The following is a 15,334-nucleotide window of genomic DNA, read 5'->3' on the forward strand; positions in this document are numbered from 1 at the left end:
TCCGCCTGCTTCGGCGTCAAACCCAAACTCACCCAACCATTCTCACCGATCACGCCCGACTATCGGGTCAACGCCACGCGAAAAACACCACCCTCCTAGGCGGTGTAGGCGGTACCGGCGGCATCGGCGGCGGCGGCGGCTCCGGTACCCCCGGCAGCCCCCCGACACCGCCAAACAATCCGGCAGGTCCGGGAGGCAACGGCGGAGCGGGAGGCGACGGCGGCGTGGGCGGTATCGGCGGAGATGGCGGAAACGGCGGAAACGGCGGAGTAGGTGGCGGCGGCGGACTCATCGGCCGACCCGGCGTGTCCGGCGCCGGCGGCACCGGCGGCCTTCCCGGCGGTGGCGGCACAGGAGGTGTCGGCAATGGCGGCGGGGCGCCTGGCGGCGGCGCACCAGATGGCTCACCGGGCGCAACTGGTAGCCCAGGGGCGCAGGGCGCCACCGGGAAAGCCGGCGCGCCCGGGGCGCCCGGCTGATCAAGGTCACGTCCTCGGCTTCAAACGGGTTGTCGAGTTGACCGGTCTTCGCCGCTGCTACAGACACAAAACGACGCGTCCACCCCTGGACATGATCGCGCCTGGACCGCGGCATGCGCCGCCGCTATTTCGGCTCAGGCGCTGACTTTGCGCCGGCGGTTCGACCGGGGTGGGCCCGCCGGCTTCCCGGTGCCGACGACTTCCGCCAGGAACTTGCCCGTGTAGCTTTCCGGCACGGCGGCGACGTCCTCCGGCGTGCCCTGGGCGACAACTGTTCCACCCCCCGCGCCACCCTCCGGTCCCATATCGACGATCCAGTCCGAGGTCTTGATCACGTCCAGGTTGTGTTCGATGACGATGACCGTATTGCCCTTGTCGACCAGACCGTTGATCACCTTGAGCAGCTTGCGGATGTCCTCGAAATGCAGGCCGGTGGTGGGTTCGTCGAGGATGTAAATGGTGCGCCCGGTCGAGCGTTTCTGTAACTCGGAGGCCAGCTTGACCCGCTGCGCCTCACCGCCGGACAGCGTCGGTGCGGGCTGGCCGAGCCTGACGTAGCCCAGGCCGACGTCGACGAGAGTCTGCAGGTAGCGGTGAATGCCGGTGATCGGCTCGAAGAACTGCGCCGCCTCCTCGATCGACATGTCCAGCACCTCGGAGATGGTCTTGCCCTTGTAATGCACCTCGAGGGTTTCCCGGTTGTAACGGGCGCCCTGGCACACCTCGCAGGGCACGTACACGTCGGGCAGGAAGTTCATCTCGATCTTGATGGTGCCGTCGCCGGTACAGGCCTCGCAGCGGCCGCCCTTGACGTTGAACGAGAACCGGCCCGGTTGGTAGCCGCGGACCTTGGCCTCGGTGGTGGCGGCGAACAGGGTGCGGATCTTGTCGAACACCCCGGTATAGGTGGCCGGGTTGGATCGCGGCGTGCGACCGATCGGCGATTGGTCCACCCGCACCAGCTTGTCCAGATGGTCCAGTCCGGCGACCCGGGTATGGCGGCCGGGAACCTGCCGGGCGCCGTTGAGCCGGTTAGCCAATACCGCCGCCAGGATGTCGTTGACCAGTGTCGACTTGCCCGACCCGGACACCCCGGTCACCGACGTCAGCACACCGAGCGGGAAGGACACGTCGATGCCGCGCAGGTTGTGTTCGCGGGCGCCGACCACGGTGAGCTGTCGCCGCGGGTCGGCAGGTCGACGGATCGCGGGAATATCGATGCTTTCCCGCCCGGACAGATAGGCTCCGGTGATCGAGTTCTTGTCGGCCAGCAGTTCGTCGTACGGTCCGCTGTGCACGATGCGGCCGCCGTGCTCGCCGGCGCCCGGCCCGATGTCGACGATCCAGTCGGCGTGGGCGATGGTGTCCTGGTCATGCTCGACGACGATCAGGGTGTTGCCCAAATCCCTTAGCCGGGTGAGGGTTTCGATGAGACGACGGTTGTCGCGCTGATGTAGGCCGATGGACGGCTCGTCGAGCACATACAGCACCCCCACCAGCCCGGAACCGATCTGGGTGGCCAGCCGGATGCGTTGCGCCTCACCACCGGACAGGGTGGCCGCCGCCCGCGACAGCGACAGGTACTCGAGCCCGACGTCGAGCAGAAACCCGAGCCGCGACTGGATTTCCTTGAGCACCTGCCCCGCGATCGCCTGCTCGCGCGGACCCAGGGCGAGGCGCTGAAGAAAGTCCGCGCACTCGGCGATCGACAGCTCGCAGACCTCGGCGATCGACTTGGGGCCGAGCTCGCGTCCGGCCAGCGTCACCGCCAGAATTTCCGGCTTGAGCCGGGTGCCTTCGCATACCGGGCACGGCACGTCGCGCATGAAGCCTTCGTAGCGTTCCTTCATCTGCTCCGACTCGGTCTGCGACATCTTGCGTTCCAAGAACGCCAGCACGCCCTCGAAATCGGCATAGTACGACCGGGTGCGTCCATACCGGTTGCGGTAGCGCACGTGCACCTGCTCGTCGCAGCCTTCCAGAATCGCCTTGCGCGCCTTGGCCGGCAGCTTGCGCCAGGGAGTGTCGACATCGAAGCCCATCGCCTCGCCCAGCCCGGCCAGCATCCGGGTGAAGTACTCCGCGGTGTGGCCCGTCGACCATGGGGCGACCGCACCCTCGGCCAGGGTGCGGTCCGGGTCGGGCACCACCAGCTCCGGGTCGACCTCCTTGCGGATGCCCAGACCGCTGCATTCGGGGCAGGCGCCGTAGGGCGAGTTGAACGAGAACGACCGCGGTTCCAGGTCGTCGACGGCCAGGGCATGCCCGTTGGGGCAGGCGAGTTTCTCGGAGAACCGCTGCTCACGGTGCGGCGCGCCGGGTTCGTGGTCGGGGAACTCCAGCACCACGATGCCGTCAGCCAAGTTCAGCGCGGTCTCCACCGAATCGGTGAGCCGCTGCTTGGCGGTGGCTTTGACGGTGAGGCGATCCACCACGACCTCGATGTCATGCTTTTCCTGTTTCTTCAGCTTCGGCGGATCGGTCAAGGAATGCACGACACCGTCGACCCGGACGCGGCTGTAGCCCTGGGCGTTCAGCTTGTCGAACAGGTCGGCGAACTCGCCTTTACGGGTGCGTACCACCGGCGCCAGCACCAGAAAGCGGGTGCCCTCCGCCATGGCCAGCACCTGGTCGACGATTTGCTGGGGCGTCTGGCGCGCGATCCGCTCCCCGCAGACCGGGCAGTGCGGCGTGCCGGCACGGGCATAGAGCAGCCGCAGATAGTCGTACACCTCGGTGATCGTGCCGACCGTCGACCGTGGGTTGCGATTGGTGGACTTCTGGTCGATGGACACCGCCGGAGACAGCCCTTCGATGAAGTCGACGTCGGGCTTGTCCATCTGCCCGAGGAACTGACGTGCATAGGCCGAAAGGGATTCCACGTAGCGCCGCTGACCCTCGGCGAAGATGGTGTCGAAGGCCAGCGACGATTTGCCGGATCCGGACAATCCGGTGAAGACGATCATCGCGTCGCGGGGCAGGTCGAGGTCGACACTGCGCAGGTTGTGTTCGCGCGCACCCTTGACGATCAGGCGCTCAGCCACCCAGGCCCTTTCACTGACGGGTTCCTTCTCGAGTCGGAGTTCGTTCCCATGCTATGTGCCCGTACCGACAAGCATTCGGGGACCAGTAAGGTGACGCCTATGACCTGCGCCGATCGTCGCGGGTACCACCGCTTGCTGGGGAGAGTGGCGCACATGACCACCGTCGCTGACGACTACACCGGACACGTCGACCCGGGGACCGCGGCCCGGCGCACGCTACCCGGCGCCACCATCCTCAAGGCGTCGGTGGGGCCCATGGACAACAACGCCTACCTGGTGACGTGCGCTGCGACCGGCGAAACGCTACTGATCGACGCCGCCAACGACGCCGACGTGCTCATCGACCTGATCCAGCGGTACGCGCCTAAAGTGTCGTTGATCGTCACCAGTCATCAGCACTTCGACCACTGGCAGGCGCTGCAGGCGGTGGCCGAAGCCACCGGCGCCCCCACCGCCGCCCACCAAATCGACGCCGAACCGCTGCCGGTCAAGCCTGATCGTTTCCTGGCCAACGGCGGCACCGTCCGGATCGGCGAGCTGACATTCGACGTCATCCACTTGCGCGGGCACACACCGGGATCGGTCGCGCTGGCACTCGATGGGCCCGCGACCGGCGGGGTCACGCAGTTGTTCACCGGCGACTGCCTGTTTCCCGGCGGGGTCGGCAAGACCTGGCAGCCCGGCGATTTCACCCAGCTGCTCACCGACGTCACCACCCGGGTATTCGACGTGTACGCCGACTCCACCGTCATCTACCCCGGCCACGGTGACGACACCGTGCTGGGCATCGAACGCCCTCACCTTCAGGAGTGGCGCGACCGTGGTTGGTGAACGACGCATCGCGGTGACGTAGGGCAGAACAAGGCCGGAAGACAGCGGCGGTAAGGACCTTGTTCCCTCGTCGGCGACCCGGCGGCGGCGCACAATCGCACACGAAGCCCGGCGCGAAGTGAGGTAGGCGCCGGTCGTGGCGCGAAGGAATGGAGCTCCGACGATGTGGGCACCGTCATCTATCCCGTTCTCCGTGTGGCGCAAGATCGCCATGGCCACCTGGCGTCCCCGAAAGGACCCGATCATCTGGGCGACGGCCGAAGTCGATGCTTCGCGGCTGCTGGACTACATCGCCCGGGTCCGCGAGGCCACCGGCCAGCATGTCACCCCCGTGGATCTGGTAGGCCGGGCGGCGGGAAAAGTCGTCGAAGCGCTGCCCGGCCTCAACGGCCGGGTGGTGTTCGGCAGCTTCCTGCCATCTCCGACGATCGACTGCTTTTTCGTCGTATCGCTGCGAACAGACGTGGTGACGGGAGTCGAAGCGGCCAGGACCGATCTTTCCGGCGCCGTCGTGCGTCGCATCAATGAGAAGCCGCCCTGGGTCATCGCCAAAGAACTGGCTGACCGTGCCGCACGGATCCGCCACAACGAAGATCCACAGTTCAAGCAAGCCAAGGCCATGGTCAAAGGCCTTCCCCCGTTGCTGCTGCGCCCGGTGATGGATGCGATCGCGTTCGTCACCGAAAGTCTGCAGCTGCCGCTGCCCTTCCTCGGGCTTGAGGCCCGCCCCTACGGTTCGATCCTCGTCAGCAATGTGGGCACCTACGGCCTGGACACGGCCGCCGCTCCCTGGCCGACGTTTTGCCACGTGCCATTCGGGATCCTGATCGGGGCGGTGACCGACAAGGTGCTCGCCGAAGACGGTCAACCGGTGGTACGCCCGGTACTGCCGCTGACGATCGGTCTGGACCACCGGTTCGTCGACGGTTACCAGGCGGCGACGATGGCCCACGTATTTCGCCAGTATCTGGACGATCCCGCCGCATTCGACCCGGTCCCCCGTCCCGCGCCGCGGCGCAAGACGCGCCGGTCGCCCGTCCAGTCGAATGGGAAGCGGCCGGCGATGGCTTAGCCAGGCTTAGCCGCCCGGTTCGCCGACAGCAGGAGATGCCATGGAGCTAGCGCAAAAACGGGTCCTGATCACCGGGGCTTCGCGAGGCATCGGCGCAGCTTTGGCACATGCGTTCGCCGCCGCCGGGGCAAGCGTAGCGCTGGTCGCGCGGACCGACGGGGCCCTGCGCACGCTGGCGAGCGAGCTGGGAGGTTCTGCCCACGTTGCCGACCTGTCGGACCCCCGCCAGGTACGCATGCTGATTCCACGCATCGAGGACGAGGTGGGGCCGATCGACGTCCTCGTCAACAATGCGGGCATCGACAACCACACGGGTGGCTTCACTGACGCACCCGAGGATGATTTGCGACGAGTAACCGAGGTCAACTACCTCGCGCCCGCCGAATTGTGCCGGCACGCGATCCCTCGAATGCTTCACCGCGGCGGCGGGCACATCGTCAACGTCTCCTCGATGGCGGGCTGTGTAGCCCTTCCCGGATTAGTGACCTATTCGGCTTCCAAAGCGGCTCTTTCTCATTTCACGGCGGGCCTGCGAGCCGACCTTCGCGGCGTGCCGATCCGCACGACTCTCGTCGAACTCGGGCCGATCCCCACCGACCTGCTGGCCCATACCGAGGAATACCCGCCGACCGCTGATTCCTTCCGGCGGCTCTACCGGATGCACCTCATGGTCGAGGTCACCCGCGAGATGGTCGCCAATCAGGTCGTGTCTGCTGTACAGCAGGGCCGCAAACACGTCCGGCTGCCCAGGCGGGCAGCCGTCTTCTCGATGCTTGCCGAGGCTCCCCGGCGTACTGCCGAACTCGTTCTCACCGGTATTCCGCATCAAACAAAACGCTCCAGGACACGGGTTCACCCCCCGGTCAGGGCGAGTCGCCGGTGAAAATACGCCGAACGGGAATCCGCTCGCCGCAGCACCCAGCAGGCTAGGTGGTGTGCACGATGAGCACGTCGACCTTGGCCCGACGCGAGACGTTGGCCGGCACCGAACCCAGCAACCGCCCCGCGATCGTGCTCAGGCCGACGTTGCCGACCACCAGGAGGTCGGCCTTCGCTTCTTCGGCGAGGGTGACCAGCGCGTCGACCGGAGCGCCCACGATGGCGCGTTCCTCGACGTTCTTCGCGCCGGCGTTGTGTGCCCGTTCTTTGGCGTCGTGGAGGATCTCGTAGATCGGGGCGGTGCCCGTCACCTTGTAGCTTTCGTCCTTCAGGACGTCGGCGGCTCGGGCGTCCTCGTGTTGAGGCAGGTACGCCGACGCGATGATCAACGTGGCATCGGCCCCTGCGATCTGCGCGGCCCGGTCCACTGCCCGCATCGACGAGTCCGAGCCGTCGGTTCCTACCACCACGGTCCGATAGGCGCCCATTTACCCTCCCAGTGTCGGTTGCTACGCCAACCCCAGACAGTATCGCGTTGGTTGATCTAGATAGGCCAGATTAACCACACCGCGACGGCGTGGCGCAATCCGTGTTTTGCCGAGGCCGCGCAGCCGGCGAACACCAGCGGATGACGACAATGCACTCGAAAGTCCCCATGCGCGACGAAACTGCTTGTGGTACAAGGCTTTCCGCTAGATAGCGTGATCATACGGGATGGCTCCGGCGGCGGTGCAGCCCGATGCCCGGCCGGGTGGCGCGATGACGGCTGGTGACCGGAATCATCGCCGGCGACCTACAGTGACAGACATCATGTCTGCACCGACACTCGATCAGGACGCGGCGACACTGGCGGGAGAGGCCGCGCGCTTGCAGGCCCGTGGCCGGCGCCTCGACCCCTGGGCGATCGCTTTGCTCGCGACGGTCGTGAGCGGAGCCTGGGCCAGCCGGCCGTCGCTGTGGTTCGACGAGGGTGCGACGATTTCGGCTTCGGCACGGCGCACCCTGCCGGAGCTGTGGAACCTGCTGGGCCATATCGATGCCGTACACGGCCTGTACTACCTGCTGATGCACCGCTGGTTCGCGATCTTCCCGCCGACCGAGTTCTGGTCGCGGGTTCCCAGCAGCCTGGCCATCGGGGCCGCCGCCGGCGGCGTCGTCGTGTTCGCCAAGCAGTTTTCCGGCCGCGGCACCGCAGTGTGTGCGGGAGCCGTCTTTGCCATCCTGCCGCGGGTGACGTGGGCGGGCATCGAGGCCCGCTCCTCGGCACTGTCGGTGGCAGCCGCTGTCTGGCTGACGGTGCTGCTGGTCACCGCGGTGCGGCGCAACACGCCATGGCTGTGGCTGCTGTATGCGCTGGGGCTGATGCTGTCGATCTTGATCAGCATCAACTTGGGACTGCTGGTGCCGGTGTACGCCGTGCTGCTGCCACTGCTGGCCCCGGCGCAATCGCGGAAAGCTCCCGCCATCTGGTGGGCGGTCGCCTCGGCGGCCGCGGCCGGGGCCATGACGCCCTTCGTCCTGTTCGCCCACGGACAGGTGTGGCAGGTCGGGTGGATCTCCGGGCTGAACCGAAACCTTTTCCTCGACGTGGTGCATCGCCAGTACTTCGACCACAGTGTTCCGTTCGCCATCCTGTCCGGCGTGGTCGTCGCCGCTGCCGTCGTGCTGCGGTTGACCGGCGCGCCGGGGCCCGGCGAGGGTACCCGCCCGCTGTTGCTCGCCGGTGTGGCGTGGGTCGTCGTTCCCACCGCCGTCGTCCTGATCTACTCGGCGGCCGTCGAACCCATCTACTACCCGCGCTACCTGATCCTGACCGCCCCCGGAGCGGCAGTCATCCTGGCCATTTGCATCGTCACCGTCGCCCGCAAGCCCTGGCTCATCGCCGGTGCGGTGGCGGTCTTCGCCGTCGCCGCGTTCCCGAACTACTACGTCACCCAACGCGGGCCCTACGCCAAGGAGGGGTGGGATTACAGCCAGGTGGCCGACGTCATCAGCGCCCATGCCGCGCCCGGAGACTGCCTGCTGGTGGACAACACCGTGCCGTGGAAACCGGGGCCGATCCGGGCGCTGCTGGCCACCCGGCCGGCGGCGTTCCGGTCGTTGGTCGACGTCGAACGCGGCGCCTACGGGCCCAAGGTCGGCACGCTGTGGGACGGCCACGTCGCGGTGTGGCTGACGACCGCCAAGATCAACAAATGCACGACCCTGTGGACGATCACCAACCGTGACAAATCATTGCCGGATCATCAAGTGGGACAACGTTTGTCGCCAGGAACGGCGTTCGGGCGCACGCCGGTGCACCAGTTTCCCGGCTACCTGGGCTTCCACATCGTCGAGCGGTGGCAGTTCCACTACTCGCAGGTCGTCAAATCAACCCGGTGAACGACGTGCGCGCTGGGTCGCGCGGTAGGAGGCGACGAACCCGAGGGCGGCTAGCACGGTGAACACCGCGAACAACCAGCGAGCGGCCGCCACTTCACCCCCCTCGGTCGTGTTAACCACGACACCGGCCAGGCCGGCGCCGAAGGCCGCCGAGATCAGCTGCACGATGTTGATGGCCGCCGCGGCGGCGCCGCTCTCGGCCGGATCGTCGACGGAATCCATCGCCCACGCGGACAGATGAGGCCAAGCGATCCCGATCCCGGTCCCGGTGACCAGCAACGCCAGCGCCCACAGCGCGACCACCCCGAGGGGCGCATCGCCACGCTGGGTGACGGCGCCCAGCGCCAAGCCCGACGCCATCACCAACGGCGCCGCCGCCACCACATGCCCGATCACTCGGGTGTTGTTCACCGATGCGCTGACGATCTCGCTGGCCGTCCAGCCCACCGCCAGTGACGCACCCAGGAATCCGGCGGCCATCGGTGTGAGGTTGCCCAACCGCTGACCGAACAGCGGCACATAGGTGGTCACCATCGCGGCGACCATCTGCACCGACATGGTCAGGTAAATCCATCTCAACGGTCCGGGGCCAAAGACGCTGTGCGGCAACACTGCTACGTGCATTCGCCAGTCGACGACCACAAAGATCCCGATCAGCAGCACAGCGGCGGCGAGCAGCCCGGCGGTCTGCACCAGGTAGCGCGGGAGTTCGGCGACGCTGACTGCCAGGGCAGCAGCGCCCATCAGCAACAATGACCACACCGGCACCTTGTGCGCGGCGGTTACCTGCTGACCACCGCTTGCGCCGCCCCGGCTGCTCAGCACGGCCAGCACCAACAGGGCCATCAGCCCGGCCATCACCGCCATCGCAGCGAACGCCCACCGCCACAGCCCGAACTGCGCGAAAAGTCCGCCCGAGGCGGGCCCGACCAGCGTCGCCACCCCCCACATCGCCGACACCAGCGCCGAGCCGCGCGTCCACAGCCGATGCGGCAGCGCGGCGTTGATCAGCGCGTAGCCGAGTCCGGCCAACAGTCCGCCGGCCACCCCCTGCAGGGTGCGTCCGGCGACCAGGGTCTCCATATTCGGCGCGGCCGCACACAGGAGGCTCGCGACGCCGAAGACGGTCAGTCCCATCAGATACGAGGTGCGGGCACCGACCCGCAGCAGCATCGGGTTGACCGACGTGGCCGCCACCACCGAACCCACCAGATACAGGGTCGTCACCCAGGCATACAGCCGGCTGCCACCGATTTCGGCGATGGTGCTCGGAAGGAGGCTGATGGTCAGGAACTCGTTGGTGGCGTACAACGCGACGCCGCCGGCCAGCATGGTGGCCGTCCCCAAGTGCCTGCTCAGCAGTTCGCGCCAGCTGCCGGTCTCGCTCGCCGTCTCGGTCACAGCTACACCGTAGGCGTGCCGACCCTCACTTCAGCCCGGCAGCGTCCATCCCGCGCAATTCCTTTTTCAGGTCGGCAATTTCGTCGCGGAACCGGGCGGCCAGTTCGAACTGCAGATCGCGCGCGGCGGCCATCATCTGCTCGGTGAGGTCCTTGATCAGGTCCGCCAGCTCGGCGCGGGGCATGTTCGAGGTGTCGCGGCCCTCGAAGACCCCCGCGCTGAGCGCGCGACCGGGCGCACCCTGGGCACGTCGCCCGCGGGACGCGTTGCGGCCCGACCCGCCGACCGCGACCGCCTCGGTGGCATCACTATCCGCGGCCTCGCGATAGACCTGGTCAAGGATGTCGGCGATCTTCTTGCGCAGCGGCTGCGGGTCGATCCCGTTGGCCTCGTTGTAGGCGATCTGCTTTGCCCGGCGCCGCTCGGTCTCGTCGATGGCCTCTTTCATCGAGTCGGTGATCTTGTCCGCGTACATGTGCACTTCGCCGGAGACGTTGCGCGCGGCGCGGCCGATCGTCTGGATCAGACTGCGCGACGACCGCAAAAAGCCCTCCTTGTCGGCGTCGAGGATCGACACCAGCGACACCTCGGGCAGGTCCAGGCCCTCGCGCAACAGATTGATGCCGACCAGCACGTCGTAGTCGCCCAGCCTGAGTTGCCGGAGCAGCTCGACGCGGCGCAACGTGTCGACCTCGGAATGCAGGTAGCGCACCCGGATACCCATCTCCAGCAGGTAGTCGGTGAGGTCTTCGGCCATCTTCTTGGTCAGTGTCGTCACCAGCACCCGCTGGTCGGCATCGGCGCGTTTGCGGATCTCCCCGATGAGATCGTCGATCTGACCCTTGGTCGGTTTCACCACCACCTGCGGGTCCACCAGGCCGGTCGGCCGGATCACCTGCTCGACGAACTCGCCGCCGGACTGGCTGAGTTCGTACGGTCCCGGCGTGGCCGACAGATATACCGTCTGCCCAATGCGGGTGGCGAACTCCTCCCAGGTCAGCGGGCGGTTGTCGCACGCCGACGGCAGCCGGAACCCATATTCGACCAGATTGCGCTTGCGCGAGATATCACCCTCGTACATGCCCCCGATCTGCGGCACGGTGACGTGCGACTCGTCGATGACGAGCAGAAAATCCTCCGGAAAGTAGTCCAGCAACGTCGCGGGTGCGGACCCGGGCAGCCTCCCATCTATATGTCGCGAGTAATTTTCGATGCCCGAGCAGAACCCGACCTGCCGCATCATCTCGATGTCGTAGTTGGTGCGCATTCGTAGCCGCTGGGCTTCCAGCAGCTTGCCCTGCCCCTCCAATTCGGCGAGCCGCTCGGCCAGCTCCTCCTCGATGGTGGAGATCGCGTGCGCCATCCGCTCGGCCCCGGCCACGTAGTGGGTAGCCGGGAAGATCCGCAGCGAGTCGACCTGGCGGATCACCTCACCGGTCAGCGGGTGCAGGTAATACAGCGCCTCGATCTCGTCGCCGAAGAACTCGATGCGAACCGCCAGCTCCTCGTAGGAGGGGATGATCTCCACGGTGTCGCCGCGCACCCGGAACGAACCGCGGGTGAAGGACAGGTCGTTGCGGGTGTACTGCACGTCGACCAGCAGCCGCAACAACCCGTCGCGCGGCACCTGGCTGCCGACCCGCAACTCGACCGAGCGGTCCAGGTAGGACTGCGGGGTGCCCAGGCCGTAGATGCAGGACACCGAGGCCACCACCACCACGTCACGCCGCGACAGCAGCGCCGACGTGGCGGAGTGGCGCAACCGCTCCACGTCGTCGTTGATCGAGCTGTCCTTCTCGATGTAGGTGTCGGTCTGCGCGATGTACGCCTCCGGCTGGTAGTAGTCGTAGTACGACACGAAGTACTCAACGGCGTTGTGCGGCAACATCTCTCGTAGCTCGTTCGCCATCTGGGCGGCCAGCGTCTTGTTGGGTTCCATGACCAAGGTGGGGCGCTGCAGGCGCTCGATGAGCCACGCGGTGGTGGCCGACTTTCCGGTGCCGGTGGCGCCGAGGAGCACCACGTCACGCTCCCCCGCGTTGATCCGGCGCTCCAGCTCGTCGATGGCGGCCGGCTGGTCGCCGGCGGGTGCGTGCGGGCTGACCACCTCGAAGCGTGCGCCGGAGCGCACCAAGCCTTCCACGTCCTCTGCGGCTGGGCGGTATTCGGAATGGGCAACTACTGGGTGCTCGGTGGCAAAAGCCATGTCATCAGAGTAGAACCAGGTACCGACACGTCTCAGCCGTGACGGATCTCGACCACTTGTCGGGTCGTATTCGAGCAGGTAGCCGGCAGATACCGGGACGACGCGGCGCTGCGACGCCGGACTTGTCCCCCGTGGAACATCCCGCTTTGCGCCGATAACGGACGGCCCCGGCCGGTAGGGTGGCCTCATCCACCCACCCAAGCACGAGACGTTCGACCTGGTGGCCCGCACCAACACCGATCCCAAAGGCATCGTGCGGGCCGTCGATGAGTACGCCGTGCATCCATGGGGGCTCTATCTGGCCCGGCCCACCCCGGGCCGTGCCCAGTTCCATTACCTCGAATCCTGGCTGCTGCCGTCATTCGGGTTGCGCGCCAACGTCTTTCACTTCAACCCTGGCCACGAACGCGACTACGACCACTACCTCGACGTGGGTGAATACACGCCCGGCGCCGCGGTGTGGCGGTCCGAAGATCACTACCTCGACATCGAGGTCCGCACCGGACGCGGAGCCAGATTGGCCGACGTCGATGAACTGCTGGATGCGGTCCGCCACGGATTGTTGCCCGCCGAGGTCGCTGAGCAGGCACTACAGCGGGCGGTGACTGCCGTCGACGGCCTGGCCCGCCATGACTACGACCTGGTGCGCTGGTTGGCCGCCTACGACATGGCCCTCACCTGGCGCTCCGGTTGATCGCCGGCCGCTGCGGGTCATTTGCGGCCATCGCGGGTATCCGTGTCGTATGCAATTGACCGGATACCGGCGCATTGGGCTGTCCGGCGCCATCACCGTACGCCGCGGCGCACCAGGAGGACGGCACCGCCCGAAGAAGCTGACGACCGGGCAGGGCCCACGTTTCGTCATCCGCCACCACGTGGCACACAGCGACCACTATGACCTGTCCCTCGAGATCGACGGCATGCTCGTCTGCTGGGCGATACCCCGAAGCCCGTCGACCGATCCGAAGGACAAGCGGATGGCCCTACGCGTCGCGGATCACCCGGTGCAGTACACCACCTTCGAACCGGCCCGTGGCGTCATCGTCTGGGACCACGGCACCTACGCCAACATGACGGGGCACGAAATGATCAAGGGTCTCGAGCGCGGCCATCTTTGGTTCCACTTGCATGGCCGGACACTGCGCGGCGGCTACGCACTCACCCGGATCCGCGAAGGCGAGGACGAGACCTGGCTCCTGACCAAACGCAACGACGCCGTTCAGCCCGGCGACGCCGATGCACGGCCGGAACTCGGGATGAGCCAACCCGAATCGGTGTTATCCGGTGGCAAGTTGGACAACTCGTCGTAAAGGATTTCGGCAAACGCTCACGCGCTTCGTGACCCGCTGAGTGACCACGCGCCGGGCGTATCGTCATCGATATGAGCTCCACCACGCAGAAATGGTCTACGATCGCCGCGATGACGGCCGTCGCGGTCGGCTCACAACTAGACCCCGCAACCGCGCTGGCCGATCTCCACAACGTCACCTACATCGCCAGGATCGACGGTGTCGCACCCGGTAGTCAGGCCACCTTCGTGGTCAACGACGGCCAGACATCCACCGCCCCGCTGAGCCCGATGCCCGGCAACGTGTTCGAGGCCAACGCAGTACTGGCCGATCCGCAGCAGGCAGGGATGCAGGTGTCGCTGCACTGGCCCTACTCGGCGAATGTCCACTGCGAAATCGACGTCGACGACAACGTCGCCACCCAAGTCGACCAGTTCGTCAGGCCCAAGCCGGGCGACAGTGATCCCCTGAGCGGGGTACTGCAGTGCGGCGCCCCGCTGCCCGGCACCTGACCCGCGGCGTTACGGGCGCCAGCCGACGGAATCGGCCCAGTCCCACGCCCGCCGGTAGGCGTCGAGAAACCACGGCTCTTTGGCCGTCACGTAGTGCGCGATGTCGCCGCCACCGGATGCGGCGGTATGCTCCGCGGCTCGCTTGAGCGACAGGTAGTCGTCCTGGACACCGGGGTTGGCCCGTAGCCAGTCCACGAACAGCAGGGCGAACTGCTGATTGGGCCAACCGTCCACCCGGATATGCACATTCGTCGGCCGCCCCGGATCTGCGGAAGCGTGAAAGCGCTTGTGCCACAACGTAGCATCCGAAGTGTGATCGTAGTGGTCGACGGTGCTGCGCGCATCGGCTTTGGCGACGTCCCGGGTGACGTGCTCCAGCCGCGGATAACCGGCGGATAGCAGCGAGTCGGCGAGTTCGTCTGCCACCGCCAGTGATTCGACGGTGATCTGGATGTCGATGACGTCCTTGGCTCCGTAGTTCGGCACGGCGGTGGACCCGATGTGGTCCACCCGCAAAGCCCGGTGGCCGGCTGCCGTCTTGAGCCGGTTGACGATGCGGCGGGCCTGGTCCGGCCAGCTCGGATCGGGCAGCACCAGCCGTGCCGGGGGGCGGGCGATCCGACGCTCGCTGAGGTTATGGGCGAACGGCAATATCCGGTTGTACCAGACGTTGCGGGCCCGCTCGACCAAGACGTCCCGGCTGCCCGAGTTGTCCAGCCAGACATCGGCGACTTCACGGCGCTGCTCGTCGGTGGCCTGCGCGGCGATCCGGGCGCGGGCGTCCGCTTCGGACATGCCGCGCTGCTCGACCAGCCGTCGTACCCGCTGTTCGGCGTCGGCGTGCACGATCACCACCAGCGGGAACAGCGGCGCCATCCCCGATTCGACCAGCAGCGGAATGTCTTCGACGACAACCGCATCCTGCGCTACCGCCGCGATGATCTCGGCGCGGCGGCGGGCCACCAGCGGGTGGACGATCCGGTTGAGTTTCGCCCGCGCCTCGTCATCGCGAAACGCCTTGGCGGCCAACGCCGGTCGATCCAGCGCCCCGCTGGGCAGCAGGATGTCGTCGCCGAAGGCGTCGACCAGTGCCGCAAGCCCCTGGGTGCCCGGCTCGACTACCTCGCGGGCCAGCACATCCCCGTCGACGACGATTCCACCGCACTGCGCGAACGTGGTGGACAGCACCGACTTGCCGGCGCCGATGCCGCCGGTGAGTCCGACGCGCAGCATCGGCGA

The 15,334-nt window shown here is 66.9% G+C and carries 12 protein-coding genes and 1 pseudogene; 8 read left to right on the forward strand and 5 right to left on the reverse strand.

The window, feature by feature from the left end; genetic code table 11:
• Positions 1-479: pseudogene (locus CDN38_RS29910) on the forward strand (hypothetical protein); the annotation flags it as partial.
• A 134-nt stretch (positions 480-613) separates the two neighbouring features.
• Here the strand turns inward: CDN38_RS29910 and uvrA are convergent.
• Positions 614-3,523: an excinuclease ABC subunit UvrA gene (gene uvrA / locus CDN38_RS00810; RefSeq protein WP_075511379.1), complete on the reverse strand. Its 2,910-nt coding sequence runs from the start codon at positions 3,521-3,523 to the stop codon at positions 614-616.
• A 153-nt stretch (positions 3,524-3,676) separates the two neighbouring features.
• On the opposite strand from uvrA, the gene CDN38_RS00815 reads away from it, so the two are divergent.
• The 3 genes from CDN38_RS00815 to CDN38_RS00825 all read left to right on the forward strand — a co-directional run bounded on the left by CDN38_RS00815 (position 3,677) and on the right by CDN38_RS00825 (position 6,309).
• Positions 3,677-4,354 carry an MBL fold metallo-hydrolase gene (locus tag CDN38_RS00815; protein WP_075511388.1) on the forward strand — a complete coding sequence of 226 codons (678 nt, stop codon included), beginning with the start codon at positions 3,677-3,679 and terminating at the stop codon, positions 4,352-4,354.
• Between the two features lie 163 nt (positions 4,355-4,517).
• A complete protein-coding gene (locus CDN38_RS00820; RefSeq protein WP_082277188.1) occupies positions 4,518-5,426 on the forward strand; it encodes a 2-oxo acid dehydrogenase subunit E2 in 909 nt (302 codons plus the stop codon).
• Positions 5,427-5,466: 40 nt separating this feature from the next.
• Complete coding sequence (locus CDN38_RS00825) at positions 5,467-6,309, forward strand: SDR family NAD(P)-dependent oxidoreductase (protein WP_075511377.1); 843 nt, start codon at positions 5,467-5,469, stop codon at positions 6,307-6,309.
• 43 nt (positions 6,310-6,352) lie between these two features.
• On the opposite strand, the gene CDN38_RS00830 is transcribed toward CDN38_RS00825, so the two are convergent.
• Positions 6,353-6,793, reverse strand: coding sequence for a universal stress protein (locus CDN38_RS00830; protein ID WP_075511376.1), 441 nt, complete (start codon positions 6,791-6,793; stop codon positions 6,353-6,355).
• 226 nt (positions 6,794-7,019) lie between these two features.
• Here CDN38_RS00830 and CDN38_RS00835 point away from each other — a divergent pair, with 226 nt between their 5' ends.
• Positions 7,020-8,687: a mannosyltransferase gene (locus CDN38_RS00835; protein ID WP_142361227.1), complete on the forward strand. Its 1,668-nt coding sequence runs from the start codon at positions 7,020-7,022 to the stop codon at positions 8,685-8,687.
• Here the strand turns inward: CDN38_RS00835 and CDN38_RS00840 are convergent.
• Positions 8,676-10,088, reverse strand: coding sequence for an MFS transporter (locus CDN38_RS00840; protein ID WP_099318731.1), 1,413 nt, complete (start codon positions 10,086-10,088; stop codon positions 8,676-8,678). The two genes, CDN38_RS00835 and CDN38_RS00840, sit on opposite strands and share 12 nt — an antisense overlap.
• Positions 10,089-10,113: 25 nt before the next feature.
• Positions 10,114-12,294, reverse strand: a complete 2,181-nt coding sequence (uvrB, locus tag CDN38_RS00845) for an excinuclease ABC subunit UvrB (protein ID WP_075511373.1) — start codon at positions 12,292-12,294, stop codon at positions 10,114-10,116.
• 253 nt (positions 12,295-12,547) lie between these two features.
• Between uvrB and CDN38_RS00855 the strand changes: the two genes are divergently transcribed.
• The 3 genes from CDN38_RS00855 to CDN38_RS00865 all read left to right on the forward strand — a co-directional run bounded on the left by CDN38_RS00855 (position 12,548) and on the right by CDN38_RS00865 (position 14,095).
• The gene (locus CDN38_RS00855) at positions 12,548-12,988 is read left to right on the forward strand and encodes a ribonuclease FAU-1 family protein (protein WP_099318732.1); all 441 of its coding nucleotides are present in this window, start codon (positions 12,548-12,550) and stop codon (positions 12,986-12,988) included.
• A gap of 49 nt (positions 12,989-13,037) precedes the next feature.
• Positions 13,038-13,604: a DNA polymerase ligase N-terminal domain-containing protein gene (locus CDN38_RS00860; protein ID WP_082277187.1), complete on the forward strand. Its 567-nt coding sequence runs from the start codon at positions 13,038-13,040 to the stop codon at positions 13,602-13,604.
• 71 nt (positions 13,605-13,675) lie between these two features.
• A complete protein-coding gene (locus CDN38_RS00865) occupies positions 13,676-14,095 on the forward strand; it encodes a hypothetical protein (protein WP_075511371.1) in 420 nt (139 codons plus the stop codon).
• 9 nt (positions 14,096-14,104) lie between these two features.
• Here CDN38_RS00865 and coaE read toward each other — a convergent pair whose 3' ends face one another.
• The gene (gene coaE, locus CDN38_RS00870; RefSeq protein WP_075511370.1) at positions 14,105-15,328 is read right to left on the reverse strand and encodes a dephospho-CoA kinase; all 1,224 of its coding nucleotides are present in this window, start codon (positions 15,326-15,328) and stop codon (positions 14,105-14,107) included.
• Between the last annotated feature and the right edge of the window lie 6 nt (positions 15,329-15,334).

Source organism: Mycobacterium ostraviense (genome assembly GCF_002705925.1).
Lineage (GTDB): Bacteria > Actinomycetota > Actinomycetes > Mycobacteriales > Mycobacteriaceae > Mycobacterium > Mycobacterium ostraviense.

Coding starts and splice junctions, on each gene's coding strand:
- CDN38_RS00835 (WP_142361227.1), top strand. CDS start 7,020: ATGGCTCCGGCGGCGGTGCAGCCCGATGCCCGGCCGGGTGGCGCGATG.
- CDN38_RS00830 (WP_075511376.1), bottom strand. CDS start 6,793: ATGGGCGCCTATCGGACCGTGGTGGTAGGAACCGACGGCTCGGACTCG.
- coaE (WP_075511370.1), bottom strand. CDS start 15,328: ATGCTGCGCGTCGGACTCACCGGCGGCATCGGCGCCGGCAAGTCGGTG.
- CDN38_RS00825 (WP_075511377.1), top strand. CDS start 5,467: ATGGAGCTAGCGCAAAAACGGGTCCTGATCACCGGGGCTTCGCGAGGC.
- uvrB (WP_075511373.1), bottom strand. CDS start 12,294: ATGGCTTTTGCCACCGAGCACCCAGTAGTTGCCCATTCCGAATACCGC.
- CDN38_RS00860 (WP_082277187.1), top strand. CDS start 13,038: ATGCAATTGACCGGATACCGGCGCATTGGGCTGTCCGGCGCCATCACC.
- CDN38_RS00820 (WP_082277188.1), top strand. CDS start 4,518: ATGTGGGCACCGTCATCTATCCCGTTCTCCGTGTGGCGCAAGATCGCC.
- CDN38_RS00865 (WP_075511371.1), top strand. CDS start 13,676: ATGAGCTCCACCACGCAGAAATGGTCTACGATCGCCGCGATGACGGCC.
- CDN38_RS00815 (WP_075511388.1), top strand. CDS start 3,677: ATGACCACCGTCGCTGACGACTACACCGGACACGTCGACCCGGGGACC.